At 48.2% G+C, this 20079-nt stretch carries 20 protein-coding genes; 1 reads left to right on the top strand and 19 read right to left on the bottom strand.

Annotated elements, in window-relative coordinates; genetic code table 11:
* Position 1: 1 nt before the first annotated feature.
* Positions 2-649 (top strand): phosphocarrier, HPr family protein, encoded by a 648-nt coding sequence (locus M1L66_RS06960; protein ID WP_187022420.1) that lies wholly within the window; start codon positions 2-4, stop codon positions 647-649.
* A gap of 138 nt (positions 650-787) precedes the next feature.
* On the opposite strand, the gene M1L66_RS06955 is transcribed toward M1L66_RS06960, so the two are convergent.
* The 19 genes from M1L66_RS06955 to M1L66_RS06865 all read right to left on the bottom strand — a co-directional run bounded on the left by M1L66_RS06955 (position 788) and on the right by M1L66_RS06865 (position 20078).
* Positions 788-1801: a LacI family DNA-binding transcriptional regulator gene (locus M1L66_RS06955; RefSeq protein ID WP_434691751.1), complete on the bottom strand. Its 1014-nt coding sequence runs from the start codon at positions 1799-1801 to the stop codon at positions 788-790.
* A gap of 95 nt (positions 1802-1896) precedes the next feature.
* Positions 1897-2667 (bottom strand): radical SAM protein, encoded by a 771-nt coding sequence (locus tag M1L66_RS06950; RefSeq protein WP_434691748.1) that lies wholly within the window; start codon positions 2665-2667, stop codon positions 1897-1899.
* Positions 2668-2674: 7 nt separating this feature from the next.
* Positions 2675-3502, bottom strand: coding sequence for a carbohydrate ABC transporter permease (locus tag M1L66_RS06945; protein WP_187022423.1), 828 nt, complete (start codon positions 3500-3502; stop codon positions 2675-2677).
* A complete protein-coding gene (locus M1L66_RS06940; protein WP_110325168.1) occupies positions 3502-4359 on the bottom strand; it encodes a carbohydrate ABC transporter permease in 858 nt (285 codons plus the stop codon). The genes M1L66_RS06945 and M1L66_RS06940 overlap by 1 nt, the downstream gene beginning before the upstream one ends.
* A gap of 41 nt (positions 4360-4400) precedes the next feature.
* The gene (locus M1L66_RS06935) at positions 4401-5846 is read right to left on the bottom strand and encodes an ABC transporter substrate-binding protein (RefSeq protein WP_434691744.1); all 1446 of its coding nucleotides are present in this window, start codon (positions 5844-5846) and stop codon (positions 4401-4403) included.
* A gap of 226 nt (positions 5847-6072) precedes the next feature.
* On the bottom strand, positions 6073-6807 hold the full coding sequence (gene deoD, locus M1L66_RS06930; RefSeq protein WP_187022425.1) for a purine-nucleoside phosphorylase: 735 nt from the start codon (positions 6805-6807) through the stop codon (positions 6073-6075).
* Positions 6808-6925: 118 nt separating this feature from the next.
* Positions 6926-7780 carry an HAD family hydrolase gene (locus M1L66_RS06925; protein ID WP_434691741.1) on the bottom strand — a complete coding sequence of 285 codons (855 nt, stop codon included), beginning with the start codon at positions 7778-7780 and terminating at the stop codon, positions 6926-6928.
* Between the two features lie 111 nt (positions 7781-7891).
* On the bottom strand, positions 7892-8656 hold the full coding sequence (locus M1L66_RS06920; RefSeq protein ID WP_187022427.1) for a GntR family transcriptional regulator: 765 nt from the start codon (positions 8654-8656) through the stop codon (positions 7892-7894).
* Between the two features lie 106 nt (positions 8657-8762).
* Positions 8763-9575 (bottom strand): HAD family hydrolase, encoded by an 813-nt coding sequence (locus M1L66_RS06915; protein ID WP_434691738.1) that lies wholly within the window; start codon positions 9573-9575, stop codon positions 8763-8765.
* A 54-nt stretch (positions 9576-9629) separates the two neighbouring features.
* Positions 9630-10985: an ABC transporter substrate-binding protein gene (locus M1L66_RS06910; RefSeq protein ID WP_434691735.1), complete on the bottom strand. Its 1356-nt coding sequence runs from the start codon at positions 10983-10985 to the stop codon at positions 9630-9632.
* A 26-nt stretch (positions 10986-11011) separates the two neighbouring features.
* Positions 11012-11860 carry a carbohydrate ABC transporter permease gene (locus M1L66_RS06905; protein WP_434691732.1) on the bottom strand — a complete coding sequence of 283 codons (849 nt, stop codon included), beginning with the start codon at positions 11858-11860 and terminating at the stop codon, positions 11012-11014.
* A 4-nt stretch (positions 11861-11864) separates the two neighbouring features.
* Positions 11865-12755, bottom strand: coding sequence for a carbohydrate ABC transporter permease (locus M1L66_RS06900; protein ID WP_434691729.1), 891 nt, complete (start codon positions 12753-12755; stop codon positions 11865-11867).
* Between the two features lie 5 nt (positions 12756-12760).
* Positions 12761-13807 (bottom strand): ABC transporter ATP-binding protein, encoded by a 1047-nt coding sequence (locus M1L66_RS06895; protein ID WP_434691726.1) that lies wholly within the window; start codon positions 13805-13807, stop codon positions 12761-12763.
* 39 nt (positions 13808-13846) lie between these two features.
* The gene (locus tag M1L66_RS06890; protein WP_434691723.1) at positions 13847-15139 is read right to left on the bottom strand and encodes an ectonucleotide pyrophosphatase/phosphodiesterase; all 1293 of its coding nucleotides are present in this window, start codon (positions 15137-15139) and stop codon (positions 13847-13849) included.
* 288 nt (positions 15140-15427) lie between these two features.
* Positions 15428-16303: a ribokinase gene (locus M1L66_RS06885; RefSeq protein WP_434691720.1), complete on the bottom strand. Its 876-nt coding sequence runs from the start codon at positions 16301-16303 to the stop codon at positions 15428-15430.
* Positions 16304-16338: 35 nt separating this feature from the next.
* Positions 16339-17481, bottom strand: coding sequence for a nucleoside 2-deoxyribosyltransferase (locus M1L66_RS06880; RefSeq protein WP_434691717.1), 1143 nt, complete (start codon positions 17479-17481; stop codon positions 16339-16341).
* Between the two features lie 15 nt (positions 17482-17496).
* Positions 17497-18450 carry a nucleoside hydrolase gene (locus tag M1L66_RS06875; protein WP_187022436.1) on the bottom strand — a complete coding sequence of 318 codons (954 nt, stop codon included), beginning with the start codon at positions 18448-18450 and terminating at the stop codon, positions 17497-17499.
* A 63-nt stretch (positions 18451-18513) separates the two neighbouring features.
* A complete protein-coding gene (locus tag M1L66_RS06870) occupies positions 18514-18921 on the bottom strand; it encodes a secondary thiamine-phosphate synthase enzyme YjbQ (protein ID WP_434691714.1) in 408 nt (135 codons plus the stop codon).
* A gap of 14 nt (positions 18922-18935) precedes the next feature.
* The gene (locus M1L66_RS06865; RefSeq protein ID WP_434691711.1) at positions 18936-20078 is read right to left on the bottom strand and encodes an SIS domain-containing protein; all 1143 of its coding nucleotides are present in this window, start codon (positions 20076-20078) and stop codon (positions 18936-18938) included.
* Position 20079: the final 1 nt, after the last annotated feature.

The raw sequence follows: 20079 nt of genomic DNA, 5'->3' as shown, positions 1-20079 counted from the left end.
CATGGATATTTCCAATTGGGAAGCATTAAAAAATGATATGGGGGAGAATACAGGCAAACCGCTGAACCAGCTTTTGAATATTCCCTACAGCTATCCCCCGAAACCGGTTTTCCTGAGCCTGTCCGATCCCTATGATATCCCCCAGAAATACTGGCCGGTTATCAATGATCCGAAGTACGACAATATGATGAAGAAACAACAGCTCGTTGACAGCTACTTCGGGGCCGTCCTGTATGTGGCCTATACTGCGCCTTCCAATATTCAGACCTTTCCGGCGGGCCAGTCACAGACGACTACCATAAAAATCTCTCAGGTATCCGTCTTAAAACAGACAAATGTATGCTCCGTCGACGTCCGTTCCCTGATCAAGGGGGAGGCCTCCGGATTGCTGAAGGGCGTAAAACTGGGGCTCGCCACAGAGTTAGAGACAAAATTTGGCTATAGTTACAGTACGGAGACCACAGACACGAAAGAAAAGACGATAACGAAAACGGTAACCATCCCCGCATCCGACAAGGACCGCATCCTGGTTCCCTGGAATCTCTCCAAAATCCTTGTCGTCTACCGGAAACATAAAACGAAAGGCATCTCGCTGATCTGCGCGGATGAAACCATCGAACAGTCTGTCGAAAAATTTTATACCCTGTAGCCTGGGGCAGATTATATTACTGTTTTACGGAAGAAAAACCAAAAGAGGAGTCTGAACATCATGAGTATTCACGTACTCACTCCTGTTCAGACTCCCCTTTCTGTAATCCCTACAGCTCCGTGCAGTTTTCATGACGGCTCAACGGGCCGCCGCGCTGCTTCTCTCAATCAGCTGCGGTGGAAAGTAGTACTGCTGATATGTGCCCCGCTCTGCCTCTATCTTCTGCACCAGCATTTCACTGGCGGCCTTTCCAAGTGTGGTTCCAGGCTGACGGACCGTGGTCAGAGGGACATCCATCACCACCGCCACCGGGTCGTCATCGAAACCAACCAGAGACACGTCCTCCGGGATGCGCAAGCCCAGCTCTCTGGCCGCCCGCCAGACGCCGAGCGCCATATAGTCATTCCCTGCGAAGACAGCGGTCACTCCCTGCTGCAGAAGGTGTTTTCCACATTCATATCCGGATTCAATCGAGAAATCCCCCTGCATCACCAGGCTGCGGTCAATCGGTATGCCATAATCCTTCAATGCTTTCAAATAGCCGCAGGTACGCTGTCTGGTAAACTGTTCTCCAGCAATATGGCCGATCCTGGTATGCCCCTTTTTCAAAAGATACTCGGCTGCCAGATAGCCGCCCTGAACGTTGTCAACAGCTATGAAATCACAGGGTGCTTTCTGTAAGTAATGCTCGATGAGAATTACCGGTACCCGGCATTTTCGCAGTGCCGCCTCTACCAGCTTCTGATTGGCATTCACTTCTTTCTCCCTTGGCAGCACAAGCAGAATCCCGTCCGCATACCTCTTCTGAAGAATATCCAGATACTTCACACACTGCTGTACATTTTCCTCGCAGTTGCACAACAGAAGGGCGTACTCATTTTCCTGAGCGCATTTCTCAATACCCGTGGATATATTGGCCAGAAAAGGGTTCACAAGGTTTGGCAGAATAAGGCCAATCGTATGCGTTTTCCGTGTTGCAAGGGATACCGCAATCGGATTGCAGGTAAATTCATAACGCTCTGCAATCCCCAGTACTTTCTGCCGCGTCTTTTCAGAAATCCGGTAGTGCCCGGCCTTGTTATTCAAAATAATGGAAACCGTGGCCTCCGAGACCCCAGCTTCCCTGGCAATATCTTTTGCGGTGATTTTCATATAACGTCTCCAGTCTTACAGTACTTCCATATTTTAACAAAAATGTATCTATCATTGTATATGAAAATCCCTTAAAATGCAATGGTTCCAGTCAATCAGAACGGCAGCTGTCTCACCCGGCCGCCGCCCTGACAACGGCGTATCACAGCCTCATATTCTGCGTCACTCCCCTCCCGGATCAGACGTCTGTATTCCTCCATTAATTCCGGGCGTTTTTCCCTTAAATATTCCATCAGCCTGATCTCCTGTATGGAATCCGGTTTCATGTAGAAACGGTCAATATAGAGCGGTATGTCCGGTCTTAAGGCTTCCAACACCAGGTCCACATCCGTGATCCCCGGCATGATGGGTGCAAACGTCGCAATCACTGGCAGTCCCGCTTCTCTCAGTCGGTTTCCCGTCTCAATCCCGGCATGTCCTTCTCCAGACTTAAGCTTTTCAATTTCATCCAGACGGCACAGTTCTGTCACGATACACAGCTCTTCCATCCCCCTCAGTAAATCCAGATCCCGCTCAATCAGAAGAGACTTCGCACTGGTACAGATGGTAAGAGGAATACCATGTTTTTTAATTACCTCCACGCACTGTCTCGTCAGCCCGTACGTCTCCTCCACCGGCATGTACGGATCGCAGTAGTCTCCGATATAAAGCCGGACTCCTTCCGGCCATCTCTCACACTCCTGATCCAGGATCTCTGCGATATTGCTTCTGATGGCGATATTGCCTTCCCAGCCCTCCCGTTCCAGCCAGTAGCAGAACGGACAGCCAGACACACAGCCATCGTAAGGATTGATGTAAGGCTGGCCGTTCTCCGTCATTTCTATTGCTTTTTCCACCCTGGTCTCGTAGATCATCATTTTCTCCAATCTTTCTTTATCCTTTTACTGAACCGGTTACCATTCCATTGATAATCTGCTTCTGAAAGATGATAAATACCAGAAGCGACGGAATGAGGACGATTACGGCCCCCGCCATAATAACACCATAGGCGGATCCCTCCGAACTGTTCAGCTGCGCGATTCCTACCTGGACTGTCCGCATCTCATTGCGGTTCGTAATCAGCATAGGCCATAAGTATACATTCCATATTTCAACAAACGCCGTGATAAATACGGTAACCAGAATCGGTTTTGAAATCGGAATCAGAATTCTGGTAAAGAAGCGGATATCTCCGCACCCGTCCATTAGAGACGCTTCCTTTATAGAGGCCGAGACTCCCAGAAAATACTGTCTTATAATAAAAACACTGGTCGCTGAGCCAATAAACATAACTATAATTCCCTGGTAAGTATTGATCATATGAAGCTTCGATATGGTCTCATAATTGGTGAGAAGTGTCGCCTCACCGGGAATAAGCATGGTCCCCACAGTCAAATAAAAAAACAGATTCTTCCCCTTAAAATCGAAGCAGGCATATCCATAAGCGGCCAGGGCCGCCGTCACCACGCGCAGACAACACGTGATTGTGGTCACAAAGACCGAGTTCCAGATAAACCGCAGCATCATCGTATTTTCCCAGACCGCGTGGTAATTGGAAAAATCAATCCTCCTTGGGAGCATTCTGGGATTCAGGCTCAAAATCTCCGTACTCTTCATAAAGGATGTACCAAGTGCGTACAACACAGGAAATATGACCAGAAGTCCAATTCCTGTCGACGCCGCCTGATACAGCACACTCTTCCATATCCTGCGTTTCCCCATCAGTAATGAACACCTCTCTTCTCCCAGATAAACGATATGAGAATAACCGTAAATCCAATGATAAAACCTACTACAGCCGCCGAATACGAAAGGCCGTAATTATATACGTAAAATCCTTTCTGGTACATATAGTACATAATGGTAGATGTGGAACTGTCCGGTCCTCCCTGGGTCAGGATAATCACAGGCCCGGACATCATCAGCGCGCTTCCCACGTTGACACAAAACAGGTAAAACAGGGTTGGGCTTATCATAGGGGTATAAATATAGCGCACCTTCTGCCAGATCCCGGCTCCTTCTGCAGTGGCCGCTTCCAACAATTCTTCCGATACCGACCGGACCGCAGACAGCAGGAATATATAAGTCATCCCAAGTCCCATCCAGATGCCAATGATAATGATCGCCCACAGCGCATACTTCTTATCTGTAAACCACATGATGTTTAAGTGAAACACATGATTGATAAATCCCAGATTCCCATTTAAAAGAAGTTTAAAAATAACAGAAGCCACAGACATGGACACTGCCATGGGCATCGCATACATCAATTCATAAACGGGTGAGAGGCGTCTCCCGGACGCGGAGATCAGCGCCAGGAGATACCCCATCAGAATCGTCACCGGTATGACAACCAGTGCGTACTCGAATGTTACGACAATGGATTTTAAAAATGTTTCATCACTGAACAGTTTCCGATAATTTCCCATCCCCACAAATTTAACAGGTATATTGCTGGAATTAATCAGAAACAGACTCTTAAACAGCGTCTTAACTGCCGGATAATAGATAAAGAGCACCAGAAAAAACATGGATGGCAGTATCAGCAGATATGGAGTTATTTTCTTTTTTCTTTTCAACGTTTCCGCCCCTCTCCCCGTATATACTCTTGCGAAGTATCTTACTCTTCGACCGGATTCGCCTCATTATATTCATCCAGCGCTCTGTTGCACTGCTCCGCCATGCTGTCCACACATTCCTGGGCCGTGATCTCTCCCTTGGCCCATCTCAAAGAAGTATCTCTGAAAATCAGCTGGAACTCCTGCTGAGTCGGTGCCAGATGCTCCTGAACTTTCGGGTTGGACTTCATCAGGGAATCAAATGCCACACGGTAGCTGGGATTGTCTTTCAAAAATGCTTTCATCTCTTCTGTTTCCATGGTCTTTCCATTGGTCGGTATATAGCCGGTTGCGATACACAGCTTTGTCTGCGTCTCCGCCGAGGACCAGTACTTCATAAATTCCCATCCGGTACTCACTACATCTGAATCACCTCTGTTCAGAATATAGAGGGATGTACCACCCGGACATACTCCGCCTTTATCCGTATCCAGAACCCTGGGAAGCTCCGAAATGCCCAGCTCGAATCCATTTTCTTTGGCCGCTTCAATGATTGAGGTCATAGCCCAGTTTCCACCGCAGAACATGGCGCTTAAGCCTGAACAAAACTCATCCTTTGGCTGATCGTCCACATCAACACTCTGTACAGCCCCCGTATCGAGAACCTTCTGCCACTCATTCAGGAGAGTCAGCATGGTTCCATCCTCATCAAAGGTCACCTTCGTCATGCGCCCTGTCCTGCCGCCTTCGTTGTTGCCGATGAAATGGTAATCACCCTGGCCGCCGATCCAGTTGTTTAGGTATACATTCTGAAGGCCAAGGGTGATTCCGTACTGCTTCACCGTATCACCATCTTTAATCAGCAGTTTTTCTGCGCAGTCCGCGATCTCTGCAATGGTCTTCGGCGGATTTTCCGGATCGAGTCCCGCCTTCTCAAATGCCGTCTTATTATAATAGAAGATCATAGCATCACCTGTAAATGGGATACTGTACTGTTTTCCCCTGAAATTATATGTATCCCACAGAGACTGTACCATGTCCTCCTTCTTAAAATCCGCGTCCGCCTCAAGGAACGAATCCAGAGGGACGACATTCTTTACCGTGCTCATGTACTCCACATCGCCGGCATAAATAGTGACAAGATCAGGCATATTCGCCACATCGTTTGCCAGGATCAGCGCTTTTAGCTTACTCACAATGTCTTCATCCTGATAGACCGGCACCACCTTCACCCCAGCCGATTTACCGATGGTGTCGTTAAACTCCGGAATCAGCTGCTCTTCAATAAACTTTCCATTAGAGCCGCCCCTGTTGTGCCACATAATCAATTCTTTCTCCTGTGCCGGAGCGGCCTCCTTCTGCTCCCCCGCAGTCTCTGTCTGTGTCCGTGCCCCTGCTGGTGCCTGAGTCTCTGCAGCTCCCTTCCCCGTTCCGGAAGAACAGCCCGCTATCATCACTACAGCCATGACAGCAGCAAGCACTGCTGAATAAAACCCGTTCCTCTTCATAAAAATACCTCCTTTTTTATTTTGCTAAAGCGCTTTAGCAATTTTCCTTATTATACACCTTTCCACCTTTTGTTGTCCAGTATTTTCTTGATTTTCTTTAACTATTTATCTCATATTTATCTATATTTAAAGCTCCGCTTACGGAGAGGTGAAATGCAATAAAAATGCCTCCCTTTCGGCAAGAACCTTTGATTACTGGTTTTGTCGGAAGGGAGGCATTTCTATTCTATTTTGTATGTATCTTTATGATGGTTGTACAGGCTTCCAGCGCAATTTTCATCATTGTGGTAAATGACTCCTGGCGCTCCTTTGCGGAGGCCTTTTCCCCTGTAGGGAAGGAATCGGAAATTGTCAGAAGGCAGGCTGCATTTTTATTCAGTACCTTAGCGTTATGGAAGAGTGCAAAGCTTTCCATATCGACACAGGTGCACTGGTGTTTTCTGTTAATTTCTCTGTAATCGTCCATGTTCGCTTCACAGTAAAAGACATCACTGGAGTGAACGCGTGTGGGAGTAAGCAGATAACCCAATTTCTCAGCCGTCTCCAGAATCCGGTCATTTAATTCTCTGCTTGGATATAAAATGTCATCAGAAGAGCCATTCTGTGTTCTGGCAAAGCTTGATTCGCTCCAAGCACTCTCAGCCAACACTACATCATAGAGATTTAAGTCTGTTACATAGGCGCCGGAAGAACCGATCCTTATAATATTATCCACGTCATAAATACTGAACAGCTCGTATGAGTAAATTCCCATGGAGGGCATCCCCATACCGCTCGCCATCACGCTCACTTCTTTTCCCCTGTACATTCCCGTATACGCATATGCGGCACGCACTTCATTCACAAGGCGGGGCTTCTCCAGGAAATTCTCTGCGATAAACTTCGCTCTCAACGGATCTCCGGGCATTAATACATTTTTAGCTATATCGCCTTTGCAGGCCTGGTTATGTGGTGTTGACATTGTTTCTACCTCCTGTTTTTCATTACATAATAGGACAGTTAAATTATATTACCAACGCTCTCTATTATTTATCTTATTTTTACCTATAAATTAATTATAATTTATATCTAGTTATTTTTCAATATATTTCTGCCTGATAAATTATTTTATCAGTCCCCAGCCTGTCTCCAAACACAAACTTTTCAACCGCCTCCTTCACCCCCTGGTCCCGTTCTCCTTCCGTGATATAATCCGCCACTGCTTTCAGCTGCGGATTGGCGTTTGCCACAGCCACACCAATCCCGGCCTTTTTGATCACTTCAATGTCGTTCGTGTGATCTCCCACCGCCATGACGCAGTCAGACGGCAGGGAAAGAAACTCTAAAAGTCTTGTAAGACCAGATGCCTTGGAACAGCCGCCGGCCACTATCTCTATGGAAAACTCTCCATACTGAAAAAAGCTGATCTCATTGGCGCAGCGTTCCAGTTCCCTGGCAAATGCTCCGATCATTCCGGACCTCGCGTCGTCCAGAACATAGATCTTGTGCACCGCCTGATTCCAGACCTCCGGCGTATTGCCCAGTGTCTCATCATATCCCTTATATTTACCGAGACGCTTCCTGATCCACTCCGTTCTTACCAGAGGGCATTCCCGGTCTGTAAAACTGAATATGACCGTAAACTGAGGATACATTTTCATGTATCGCTGTGTGACCTCCTGTATTATTTTCGCATACAGCATCCTGCACCAGATCATTCTCCCACGGTCATATAAAATGCTGCCATTATTCGCAACATACGGTATTGTAAGTTCTGCATCTCTCGCATAGGATTCCGCGCGGTAAGGCATTCTCCCTGTCGCCAGGGTAAACTGGATTCCCCGCCTTTTCAGTTCCTGAATTACCTGGATTGTCTCCTCCTTTAAATGGTCATCTTTATGAATCAAGGTGTCGTCGATATCGCACACCACCAATTGTACTGAAATTCGTTCCATAGTTAAAAACCTCCTGCTTTAGCAGATGCCTGTAGCACCTGTAAAATTTTTTATCCTTACTGCCTTCCTCTTAGTAAAAAAGCCCGGCAGAATACGCTTCTGCCGGGTTTCTTATTTCAGAAATGTAATACCGTGCTCTATGTCTTCCACATCGACCTCCAGCCTGATGGCATCGCCGATCCAGGAGGTAACGGAATACTCATACGGAACATTGTCTTTTAAAAAGGATTTGCTCGTGATCTGGAGAATCAGTGTGTCATACGTGATTTTCAGCAGTTCTACGTCGGACACCGAGGGCCTTACAGCCTCGATGACATTTTCTCTGCGGTCTATCTTTAAATGGTATACTTCCTTCAAGGTCTTCGAGAGAGAACCTTCCACACATAAGCCTTTTTTATCCAGTTCCGGGGTGAAGACCGCTGGAATCCAGATTCGGTTGATTGCAACCGGATTGCCATCGACGCGAAAAATACGCTTAATAAAGAAGATATCTCCTTCATAGTTTAAAGCACGGCCAATGTACTCATACGTCGTGTCAAAATGGCTCAGTTCCACAATCTCTGGGCTCTTATCAATCCGCACTCTGCCCGCCTGCCCCGGCAGTCCCAGCTTATGAAGAATCGGGTTCGGCTGCGATTTTAAGAAAGATCCGCGGCCTCTGTAGCGGACGATCAGACCGTCCTTTTCCAGCTCCGCAATGGCCTGCCGCATGGTAACCCGGCTCACTTTATACGATTCTGCCAGTTCCTTTTCCGCCGGAAGTTTTCCGTTTTCATCTACAAGCTTGTTAATCAACAGCTTGTTCTTCAGATCGACATAGATCTGGTAGTAGAGTGGAATCGGTGATTCATTCATGATACCATTGCTGTTCCCCATTTGTTTCATTCCTCTTCTGATCATTTTAGTTAAACGCTTCGCCAAGTGCTCCCGGACGGCAAAAAGCAGTTTTCAAGCACTTTTCAGTATATCATAATTTCCCAGATTATGGAACTCCATTGCCTGCCAGACAGAACTTTTTCACCGCCTCAATCACCCCACAGGCACAGGCGGAGGTGGCAACATAGTCCGCCGAGCTTTTCAGGATTTCATTGGCATTAGCCACAGCAACTCCGATTCCCGCTTCCCGGATCATTTCCAGATCATTCGTGAAGTCCCCGCAGGCCATCACCTCTTCCATACCAATTCCCATAATTCCCGCCAGTTCCTGGACTCCCGTCGCTTTATTGCACTGTACCGGTCCCAGCTCAACCGCTACATCGGAGTACGTCGTGATCCAGTATTGGGAGGAATATGGCTTTAAAGCCATTCTGATCCTTTCTATTTTTCCTGTCCTGTGTTCATCCATAAACATGATTTTAACAAATTTTTGCTCTTTCCAGTCCACCGTATGAAAATCCAGCAGCTGCTTAAACCGGTTTCCCATTTTCCGATGTTCCATTACATAATCGGTAACACTCAGGGCACGCTCCTGGTATGCATCGGAACAGGTTACCGTAAGCCCCGCCTGATTTGCGTCATTTATGATATCCCTGATCGGTTCTGCGCAGAAGCCTTTCATCAGGACACAAGTGTCATCTATAAACACGCACGCCCCGTTTGCTGCAATATACGGTTCCGTGACATGCAGCTTCAGCCGGATATCCTCGATTAATTCCTTCGTTCTTCCGGAAGCGAGAGAAAAATAAATGTGTTCATTTCTGCACTGATCCACAATCTGAATCAGCTCCGGGATCACGGTTTCCGAATGATCAATCAATGTGCCATCCACGTCGCACACAATTAATTTTACCCCCATAAATTCTCCTGCCTCTGCTGGCTGCCGCATCTTTACGGCAGCCATATTTTATTATCACTCATTTAAAATTTCCAGACACTGCTTTTCAGTCTTATCCAGAACCTCTTTGGCAGAGACATTCTCGTCCATGAGGAACTCCGTTACCATGTCTTTAATGGCCTTATGCACTTCCGGCCCCTGTTTTGAAATCGGTCTGGCCAGAATGTACTGCAGCTGATCCACTGCTACCTTAAACTGCGGCTTTTCCGCATAGAAGGCCTTCATGGCATCACTCTCCACGGCACTGTTTGTCACCGGGACGTATCCGGTATTCTGTGACGCATAAATCGTCTGCTCATCCTCCAGCACCCATTTCATGAATTCCCATGCCGCATTGGTCTCCTCTTCGCTCTTATTAGAGGTAATAATTAGATTAGCGCCTCCTGTTGGAATCGCAAACGTCTTATTTCCCGGCAAAAATGCAGTCGCGCAGTTAAATCCGTTGTCCTTTGCCACATCCAGAAAGTAATTGATATCCGCTACTGAAGCGAAAAGCATAGCGCAGTTCTGAGATGCAAATTCTGCCTTCGACATATTGCTGGAATCGCTTCCGAAAAGAATATTGACTCCGCCTGTTTTCTGCAGATCTCTCCAATAATTTAATACGGATTCACCGGCTTCATTGTTAAAGTCAAAACCATTTTCTTCTTTGTTAAAAATAGTTCCGCCAGCCTGTCCTAAAAATGCCTCAAAATACCATTCATTTACGATCGGGAAACACAGGGCGTCTTTCCCCTGCACCGCCATCACTTCCGCATAATGTGTAAGCTCATCCCAGTTTTCCGGTCCCTTTGGATCGAGTCCTGCGGCTTCCAGCATATCCGTATTTACGAACATCAGAGGCGTACTGCGCATATACGGAAGTGCGTAAAGCTTTCCGTCCACATAGGAATTCGTCATCAGGCCTGTATTAAAATTGTTCAGATCATACCCGTCCCTGGCGATAATATCCGTTAAGTCCCTTGATATTCCCGACCGGGCGAACGTACCGACCGAAGCCGTTTCGTTCATCGTAATGGCTGGTGCTTCACCCGCTGCAAAAGCAGCCTGTGTCTTGGACTGCACATCGTCATAGCTGCCCTGATAGGATGCCACCACCTCAATCTTATCCTGGGACTCGTTAAACCGTCTGGCCAGCTCCTCATTTGTCTCTCCGATCTTGTCTCCCCAGGCGTACCAGAACTCGATTTTTACTTTTTCTCCTCCAGTGTCGGCTGCAGCTACCGTTGCCGTTGTCTCTGTCTCTGCCTGTGTGGTTCCCTGGGTATCGGCAGGCACCGCCGCCGTCTCTTCAACAGCCTTCTTTCCGCATCCGCTTAAAAGGGTGCCGGCAAGCAGCAAAACTGACATCATAGCTAATGTTTTCTTCATCTTCAACCTCTCCTTTTCTCTCTTGTTTACTTTTCTCCTGTATAGGTAAACGCCCGTATGATCTGGCGCTGGGCACAAACAAAGACTATCAGAATCGGCAGAACTAAAATCACATTGCCTGCCATTAAAACGTTCCAGGAAGCGCCGCCTTCTGTATTTTTCAGCATGGAAACACCGATGGAAAGCGTGCGGACCTTATCATTGGTTGTCATAACAAGCGGCCAGAAATAATCGTTCCAGCGGCTGATAAACGTCAGAAGCATCAGCGTGACGATAGTTGGCCTCGCCATTGGAACCATAATGTGCCGTATGATCTGCCACTCGCTGGCTTGATCCAGCCTGGCCGCCTCTAAAAGCTCTTCCGGAATCTGCATAAAACTCTGCCGCAGCATAAATATCCCAAACGCACTGGTAGAAAACGGAAGAATCATGCTGGCGTAGGAATTGATCAGTCCCATCTTGGAAAAGATCAAAAACAGCGGCATAAAGATCAACTGTCCCGGTATCATGAGCGTCATCATCGTAATCCCAAACAGGATCGTCTTCCCCCGGAATTTGCACCGGGCAAATGCATAAGCGGCCGGAACAACAAACAACAGCTGCAGGATCATGCTGGAAAATGTGATAATGGCACTGTTTAAAAAGAAATGCAGAAACAGCCCCGATTTCCATGCCTTTACATAGTTCTCAAAATGAAAATCAGACGGAATAAAAATCGGCGGATTTGTCAGCGTTTCCCCGATGGACTTGACTGACGTGGATACCATCCAGACAAATGGAATAATAAACAGTACCAGCAGTATGGCAAATCCGATATACTGCACGACCGTCAATACTATTTTTTTCAGTCGGTATGTCAGTTGCAATCGTTTCACCCCCCTATTGATAATGTACTTTTCTTCCCAGTAAATTAAAATAAATAATCGTCATAATTCCGATCAGCACCAGCAGCACCACTCCCGCCGCAGAGGCGTATCCCATTTTATAAAAGCGGAAGCCATTCTGGTAGATATAGTAAACCAGTGTGTTGGTGGAATTCATAGGCCCGCCCTCGGTCATGATGGACACGGTTTCAAACGCCTGGAATGAGGTAAGGGTATTCATTACCACCAAAAAAAACAGGTTAGGCGAAATCATGGGAAGTATGATCTTAAAAAAGGTGACGATTCCGGGCGCCTTATCGAGAAGCGCTGCTTCGTAAATCGACTTCGGAATACTCTGCAGCGCAGATATCAGGATCAGAGTATCGTATCCAATCAGCTTCCAGACAGATACCAGCACCAAAGACATCAGCGCCGTATCCGGCCGCTGCAGCCACATGGAGGGTTTGACACCAAACAGTCCCAGCAGCCAGTTTAACAACCCATAGGACGGTTCCATCATCCACATCCAGATAAAGGATACGGATACGAGAGAAATAATGTGGGGGCTGAAAATTGCTCCCTGTACAAATGCGAACATTTTTCCCGGATGGTTTAACCAAACCGCCAGCACAAGTGCAAGGACGATCGCTATTCCAACGGAACAGAACGTATAGATCAGCGTATTGGACAGCACCTGGCGGAATTCCGCCTTGGAAAACAGAGTGATAAAGTTCTTCAGGCCGACAAAATCCTTGGTTGGACTTATGAAATCCCATTTAAAAAGGCTTAAGTAAATCATGTAGAAAATGGGATAAATATAACAGAACAGAAAAACTGCAATCGACGGCAGAACCATTATGTAAGGCCGGATCCCATCACGGAATGAAGTCTGTTTCTTATCTCTCATATTCTCTACCCCTCTCTTTTCCCACAGTTCATCCCAAACGCTTTTCCGCTGTCATCAAAGAAAAAGAGATGTTTTCGCTCTATTATCAGATTCACCTTTTCTCCCGGCTCGGGTAAATAATCTGAATAATTCTTCATCTGAATCTTTCCCGCCTCTGATTTAAAGGTATAGACCGCTTCCGCTCCCAGAAGCTCTCTCGTCTGTACGACAGCCGGAAGGACCAGAGCCTCGCTGCATTCCCTGTCAAGGCTGATCCGCTCCGGTCGGAAGCCTACATACCGGCAGCCCGGCGGACAACATACCGCATCATGAAGCCCCTCTGCCGCCAGTATATTCATGGGCGGGGTTCCAATAAACTGAGCGGAGAATATATTTTCAGGGCAGTGGTATACCGTCATCGGCTTTCCTACCTGCATAATCTCTCCCTGATTCATAATAACAATTTTATTGCCCATGCTCATCGCCTCTACCTGGTCATGAGTCACGTAAATAAAAGTCGTTCCCAGTCTGTCATGAAGCTGAATCAGCTCACTTCTCATCTGCCCCCGCAGTTTCGCGTCTAAATTGGATAGTGGTTCGTCCATGAGGAATACACTGGGCTTTTTCACCATAGCCCTCGCCAGAGCAACCCTCTGGCGCTGACCGCCAGAGAGCTCGCTCGGCTTTCTGCCCAGGTATTCTGTCAGCCCCACAATTTCGCTGACATCCCCGATCAGGGTGTCGCGTTCTTCTTTCGGAACCCTTCGGTTCTTAAGTCCAAATTCAATATTATCTCTCACGCTCATTGTCGGATAGATCGCATAATTCTGGAAAACCATGGCGATATCCCGTTTTCCCGGCGGAACATAATTAACACATTTCCCCGAAATCCATATTTCTCCTGAAGTTGGCTGTTCCAGCCCGGCAATCATCCGGAGAATTGTAGACTTCCCGCAACCGGAAGGCCCTACAATTACCGAAAATGCCCCATCCTCGATCGTCAGATCTACGTGTTTCACCACCTCGGTCTCCCCAAAGCTTTTACAGATATCCTTTAGTATAATCTCAGCCACTTAAAGTCCCCCTCCTCTCGGCCAGGTTAGTATACCGTATCAAGGGCGTACTAACAATTCATGCAAGCATCTGCCTTCCAGACCTTCCATCTCCACTCCCAGAACTGCTGCAAATGTCGGCACTTCATCCAGAATACTGCACTCCCGGATTGTGACGTTCTTCTTAAAATCCGGGCCTTTCGCCAACATGACCGGCTGCGGGCCCAAGTGAGGCCGATGTCCATGAGAGGTCTTCACGTAATCGTAATCAGGATCTTCCTCGTTGATCACGACCCTGCCATCCCATTTTGCTGCAAATGCAACGCCGCCCACGCCTTCAATCACATACTCAAAGGGACCTGACAGCTGGAATTTTTCCTCGGCTTCGTGCCTCGTATAAATCGCCTTAATCCCAAATGCTTCTGTGTCTTTTGCATATTCCAGGACGGCTTCCACTTTTTTACGAACCTCTGTATCGGCCGCATCTGCCAGCAGAATCTGAGCCGAAAGCCCGGAAGAATGGCAGTATGCCTGATAACTTACAAGCTCACCGTGATCGTCTGTCTGAATCAGTCCCTCCTCTTTAAAAAGTACATTTAAATTCACCTGCTTATCCACCTTTAAATGTCCATGGTCACTAACAATGATAAAATTGGTTTCGTCTAACCTGCCGCTTTCTGAAACCGCCTGCTCCAATCTGCAGAGCCAGCTGTCCACTTTCCGGATCGCATCGTCGATGGCTGATCCAAACATACCGTTACCATGGCGTGCAATATCCACTGCCGACACATGAATCATGGCTAAATCAGGCTTTTCGTTCCGAATCACATCTTCTGCGACCGATACCCCAAATTCATCCAGCTCCGGCTTCGGATGCCAGCCGAGTTTAAACCGGTGTTTTTCAAAATACTTGTCAAACAGCTGCGGAGAACAGTTCTTCTTATATATAATTGCAGGATCCTCCCATTTCTGTAAATCCCATACTTCCGGCAGAAGCCAATCAATATCCGCCTGTGCCGTCACCGGCCACATCGCGGCATGAGTTGTCAGTCCTTTCCGGTGAGCTGCGTCAAATATGGTCGGAACCTTGCAGTCCCAGATCTGCCAGAACCAGTCCGGCGAAAGACGCCCCGGCATGACACGCTCATTGTTGTAAATTCCATGATTCATCATATTTCTTCCTGTCATCTGAACTACATGGATAGGATAAGTCAGTGTCGGATAGACACTCATAACCTGCTCCACTCTCGCTCCGCCATCCATAATTTTCTTAAATCCCGGAAGTGTGGATGCAAGTTTTAAATCTTTGCCAACCAATGCGTCCACAGATACTATTACCATTTTCTTTGCCAAAGCTTTCCTCTCCTTTTAGCTATAGTTATTAATGTATTAGCTTTAATACATTTGATGGTAAAAAAAATTGAAGTGCTTCTGTATTTCGTTTTTGTTTTCGTTTTTTGTTCTCTCTTGTTCCAATGTATTATCTTTAATACATTTATATTATAACGAATTTACTTTCATATTTCAATAGCTTTTTCAAAAATTTTCTCACCACATTTATCACAAACATTTTTTTCAAATTCCACCGCTTGAAACTGTCGTAACAGGCAGGAGAAAGGGTGATTCCTCCCGCCGTTATCTCTACCTGACTTCCTCCACCCCCGGAATCGACGGCACCGCCCCTTCTCTCGAAACCGCGATACCGGCCGCACGGGCTGCCATATCGAGCGCCGCCTTCACATCGCCTTCCAGTTCATACGTTCCCAGGAAATACCCCAGAAACGTATCGCCGGCCGCAGTCGTATCCTTCACCCCGTAGCTGTAGGCTTCCTGCCGCAGGATCACGTCCCCCCGGCAATACATGGAGCCATCTTCTCCCAGTGTCAGAATTACGGCCATCCCGGGGTACCGGGTAATCAGATTTTTCACAATCTTCTCCGGTTCCTCTTCTCCGGTCAGGCCGCAGCCCTCCGTCTCATTGATAATAAGCCAGGAAACTTTAGACAAGTCCATGCGCAGCACGGTATCATCGATCGGCGACGGATTAAAGGCGATCCGCATTCCCCGTTTTCCCGCCATTTCAATCAGATATGGAACATTGCTGATCTCATTCTGGGATACGAGAATGTCCCCTTCCTGGAAATGGGCCAGGACCTCGTCGATCTCCGCCGGACTGATCTCTCCGTTGCTTCCGGCGTAACAGATGATCGCATTCTGGCCGTCTGCATCCTTCTGTATGATGGCGCTCCCGCCCGGTCCCCCGCTGTTTTTCAGCCATGTACAGTCCACACCGTCAGCCACCAGAATCTTTTTTAAGAATTCGCCGTCATTTCCAATTTTACCGGCATGAAAGACCATGGCTCCTGCTCTCGCCATCGCCACCGACTGGTTTAAACCTTTTCCGCCCGGGAAATCCTTAAATCCCACGGCGGAAATGGTTTCTCCCGGTTTGACAATGTGCGGAACCGAGTATACATGATCAATATTCAGCGATCCATAATTTAAAATCCGAGCCATGTTCTGAAACTTCCTTTCCTATTTCTCCCATAATCTCACCCGTTCAGTTCCTTCGCCACCCTCTCAATCACCTGTTCAAAGCTCCCCTCATAAATCTTCATGGAGCTTCCGAACATTAAATTGGCCGGATAATTGAAATTCTCCACATTGCTGCCTGTCATATCGCGGAACTCTGCGGCCTCGCCCAGATGTGGGATTTTCTCAATGCACGGTCTTGCGTCTTTCATATAGGCGAACAGCTTTTTTCCCATCTCAACCCCCATACCGCATTCGAATCCTACATCGTTGGAGCACTCATAACCGCGGTAATCACTCAGATCGGCAATTACTGCATCACAGCTTCTCACCAGCCGGCAGTAATTCTCCGTCAGGGCTGCCGCTCTCACATAGGGATTGAAGCCTTTCGTCTCCGGAAATCCTTCCGCCCAGTCGCAGGGAGTGACAGCCTCCAGACCATAAGAAGCGCAGAGTTCTTTCATGCGGCCATAAATTTCCTCCGCATCTTCCTCATACCGGATCACATCAGATAAGTAGATTCTCGGCTTCGCCGGAACGTCAGCCGGATCATGTGTCTCATTCGCCCGGCCTTGTGCCTCATTCGCCGCCCCAAACGCTTTTCCATCCCGCGCTGCGGCCATTCCGCCCGTTCTTCCCTCAGCCTTCCACTCCTCCTCTAAATCCGTCATCAGCATGGCAAGACAGTCGTCAAAATCGCCTTCCACGATCTTCGTCGAACCTACCACGGCCGGTGAAAATGGCAGCTCCTTGTAAGGCGCTTTTTTTCCCTTTTCATCGTAGACAACGCCATCCTTCATCACATACTTCTGATCTTTCCATGCCAGCGGACGTTTATCTCTCGTGTAGCCGTAGCATTTTAACCCATCCGCATACGCCATTCCGATCTCATAGATTGTTCCGCTGTCCGCCTCGGAGCCGCGGTAAGCCTCTAAGTCAGCGATGATGACCGTAGTCTCCTTCATGATCATTTTCAGATCCTCGAAAATGCTGTCTGCCCGCTTCTGAAGATCCGGATTTCCCATATCCAGAGGATGCTCGTTGGGAAGCGTAACACCGAAGCCCAGGCTCTCCGCCCTCCGTCTCATTGCATTTAAAATGTCCGGGCCGCCCTTATAGAAACACTCGGGTCCCGCTATATAGATCTTTTCTTTTTCAAACATACGCAAACCTCCCGCTTAAGCCAGCACAAGCTTCATGAGAAGCTTTAAGAATCTCTCGTAATCGGCGCTCTCTCCGATTTCCACAACCGGCAGCGATTCCCATACGAAATGGTGTCTACGGTCCAGAACCGTCATTCCCAGCGTCAAATCACTCTTCGTCTCAATACCCACATGGCCGGAAATGGTTTTTACCAGGGTAGCATCGATGGCGTATCCAACCGCCATACAGTCGATTACCGCACAGTACGCCTCAAAGCCTCTTTCATTTACAAAATGAACGGCCTGCAAGAAGAACTTTGCCTCCGGCTTGTCGCTCTCCTCCAGCATACGGATATCTTCATCCGTCAAATTCACATCGAAATGAGTCGCCACATCGAGGCCCAGCGCCACCAGCTTCACACCGGAATTGTATACAATATCGGCCGCCTCCGGATCCACATACACATTCCATTCGCTCTGCGGCGTATCGCCTGTAGCATTGGTATATGCGTAACGGTTCAGCCCGAACGCTCCGGATATCGCATAGATCCCGGCGATCATCTCCTTGATCTCAGGCGCCTTTTTCATGGCCATGGCCACATTGCTCATGGGACCGGTGCAGAGGATGTAAATTTCTCCCGGATTTGCCTTAACCGTGTCTATGATCAATTCCACCGCGTTCTTATCACTCAGCGGTGTCACCGGATCGGGAAGATTATTTTCCGCCTGACCGTCTTTCCCATGGGTAAATGGGTCCTTCGGGCACTTTCTCACCATCGGCTCCGGCATTCCCTTACCAACCGGGATATCCGTTCTTCCGATCAGCTCCAGCACCTTCAGCGCATTTTTACTGGTTACATCGACGCGGTAGTTTCCATTTACCGCTGTAATCGCCTTTACCTCCAAAGCGTCTGATTTACAGGCCATGATAATGGCCATGGAGTCGTCCATACCCGGATCACAGTCCAGGATTATTTTCTTTTTATCCATTCTATTCTCCTCTTTTCTCAATCTGAGTACTCCTGCGAACTTCTTCCAGTTCCGGGAGCGTTTCTACGCATCCGCCTGAATCTTTACAAAGAATTCCCGGTTTCTCGGTCCGTCGAATTCCAGGAAATAGATGCCCTGGGAACCGCCGGCCAGCAGCTTTCCCTCATGCACGATAAAATTCCCGGAAATGCCGAGAAGTGCCGACTTTACATGGCCCGCCGCATCCTGCGGGGTGTCGTGCTGGTGTTTGAAATCGATCCTGGTCGGCACCAGCCTGCGAATCTCCTCGTCCAGATCCAGGAACCCGTTCGGGTCCCATGGAGAAAATACCGCCAGACCCGCTGTGGAATGAGGATTATAAACGAGGCAGGTGCCCTCTTTTACTCCGCTTTCCTCCACCGCCTTCTTCACGTGTTCCGTGATATCGTAAACCTCATTGTATTTCGTCTTTATTTTAAAGTTTTTCAGCATTTTTCCATCCTCCGCTATTTCAAAACGATCTCATTATTCTGGACACAGAAGCCATTTTCGCAGAAGCTCCATGGTCCCTCACATCCGCGCCCATACTGCTCTCCCAACATGGCGGAGAGGTAACCGGCGAGAAGAGATATCGGGACGAACTGGGTCACCGGCATATTGACCGGATATTTGGGAGACGGCACGGTTACACAGGATACGCCTTCCGCTCCATCTCCATCGGTGATGACTAACATCGGCCGTCCCAGCTTCTTTCCGTAACGAATTACGTCCTTTGTCCTGCTGAGTCCCGGATTCGTGGTATTGGACACCACCACGGTGCCGATGTGTTCCGGATCCTTAGCGAAACAGTTCAGATGGAACCATTCCTCCGAGTTGATATGCATGGAATATTTTCCTGTGGCCTCCAGCATCTTCGCCTGGCCAAACCATGCCGCCGCGTAGTCGAAGCCCGCTCCTACAAAGTCAAAGCAGGGGAAATCCTTCCATTCTTCCGCCATCTTCGCACACGTTTCCGCCATCTGCGGCAGAAGAGCTTCCAGCAAATCTCCCTGATTTTTCATATCATAGCGGTAGTCCATGGCCTGATCCATGGTGTACATGCCCCGTACCTCACCGATACGGACAGCCAGCAGAAGGAGCGCCATTACGCTGACCATATAGCTTCTCGTTCCCGGCGCGCTCTCAAAGGGCGGAATATCCAGCTTCAGCACCTTATCCGAATTCTGAGCCAGTGGGGAAGTCAAATTTCCTGTGATTCCAAGGACGAAGCAGTCATGGAATTTTGCACGCTGTACCGCCTCCGAGATCCGGGCAACCCGGCCTGAATTGCTGACCGCGATTACGAGGGGATTCTGGCAGTCCACACCCATGTGGCGTTCACTGTAATACCGCCCAAAATCGATAGCTGTCACCACCTCAGCCTGAATACCTGTCAGCATCTCAAACACATGCTTCGTCGCCATACAGGCCGCATAGGAATCACCGCATCCCGTCAGCACCACACGCTGAATATTAAATATTTCCTGAAAAGAAAGGACTTTTCTGGTCTTTACTTCCAGATCCTCATACTGGCTCCGGATCAGCTCCGGGAGGCTCATCGCCTGTCTGCACATGGGGTTGTCGTACTCTTTCGTCAACGTTTCACTCATA

It is taken from the genome of Hungatella sp. SB206 (assembly GCF_051132295.1).
Taxonomy (GTDB): domain Bacteria; phylum Bacillota; class Clostridia; order Lachnospirales; family Lachnospiraceae; genus Hungatella; species Hungatella effluvii.
This window is presented reverse-complemented; position numbering and strand designations above follow the sequence as displayed.

Excerpts from the sequence above, each read along its gene's own strand:
- M1L66_RS06935 (WP_434691744.1), bottom strand. The coding sequence starts at position 5,846 with ATGAAGAGGAACGGGTTTTATTCAGCAGTGCTTGCTGCTGTCATGGCT.
- M1L66_RS06960 (WP_187022420.1), top strand. The coding sequence starts at position 2 with ATGGATATTTCCAATTGGGAAGCATTAAAAAATGATATGGGGGAGAAT.
- M1L66_RS06880 (WP_434691717.1), bottom strand. The coding sequence starts at position 17,481 with ATGTTTGAAAAAGAAAAGATCTATATAGCGGGACCCGAGTGTTTCTAT.
- M1L66_RS06925 (WP_434691741.1), bottom strand. The coding sequence starts at position 7,780 with ATGGAACGAATTTCAGTACAATTGGTGGTGTGCGATATCGACGACACC.
- M1L66_RS06870 (WP_434691714.1), bottom strand. The coding sequence starts at position 18,921 with ATGCTGAAAAACTTTAAAATAAAGACGAAATACAATGAGGTTTACGAT.
- M1L66_RS06910 (WP_434691735.1), bottom strand. The coding sequence starts at position 10,985 with ATGAAGAAAACATTAGCTATGATGTCAGTTTTGCTGCTTGCCGGCACC.
- M1L66_RS06900 (WP_434691729.1), bottom strand. The coding sequence starts at position 12,755 with ATGAGAGATAAGAAACAGACTTCATTCCGTGATGGGATCCGGCCTTAC.
- deoD (WP_187022425.1), bottom strand. The coding sequence starts at position 6,807 with ATGTCAACACCACATAACCAGGCCTGCAAAGGCGATATAGCTAAAAAT.
- M1L66_RS06885 (WP_434691720.1), bottom strand. The coding sequence starts at position 16,303 with ATGGCTCGGATTTTAAATTATGGATCGCTGAATATTGATCATGTATAC.
- M1L66_RS06865 (WP_434691711.1), bottom strand. The coding sequence starts at position 20,078 with ATGAGTGAAACGTTGACGAAAGAGTACGACAACCCCATGTGCAGACAG.
- M1L66_RS06955 (WP_434691751.1), bottom strand. The coding sequence starts at position 1,801 with ATGAAAATCACCGCAAAAGATATTGCCAGGGAAGCTGGGGTCTCGGAG.
- M1L66_RS06920 (WP_187022427.1), bottom strand. The coding sequence starts at position 8,656 with ATGGGGAACAGCAATGGTATCATGAATGAATCACCGATTCCACTCTAC.
- M1L66_RS06945 (WP_187022423.1), bottom strand. The coding sequence starts at position 3,502 with ATGGGGAAACGCAGGATATGGAAGAGTGTGCTGTATCAGGCGGCGTCG.
- M1L66_RS06915 (WP_434691738.1), bottom strand. The coding sequence starts at position 9,575 with ATGGGGGTAAAATTAATTGTGTGCGACGTGGATGGCACATTGATTGAT.
- M1L66_RS06875 (WP_187022436.1), bottom strand. The coding sequence starts at position 18,450 with ATGGATAAAAAGAAAATAATCCTGGACTGTGATCCGGGTATGGACGAC.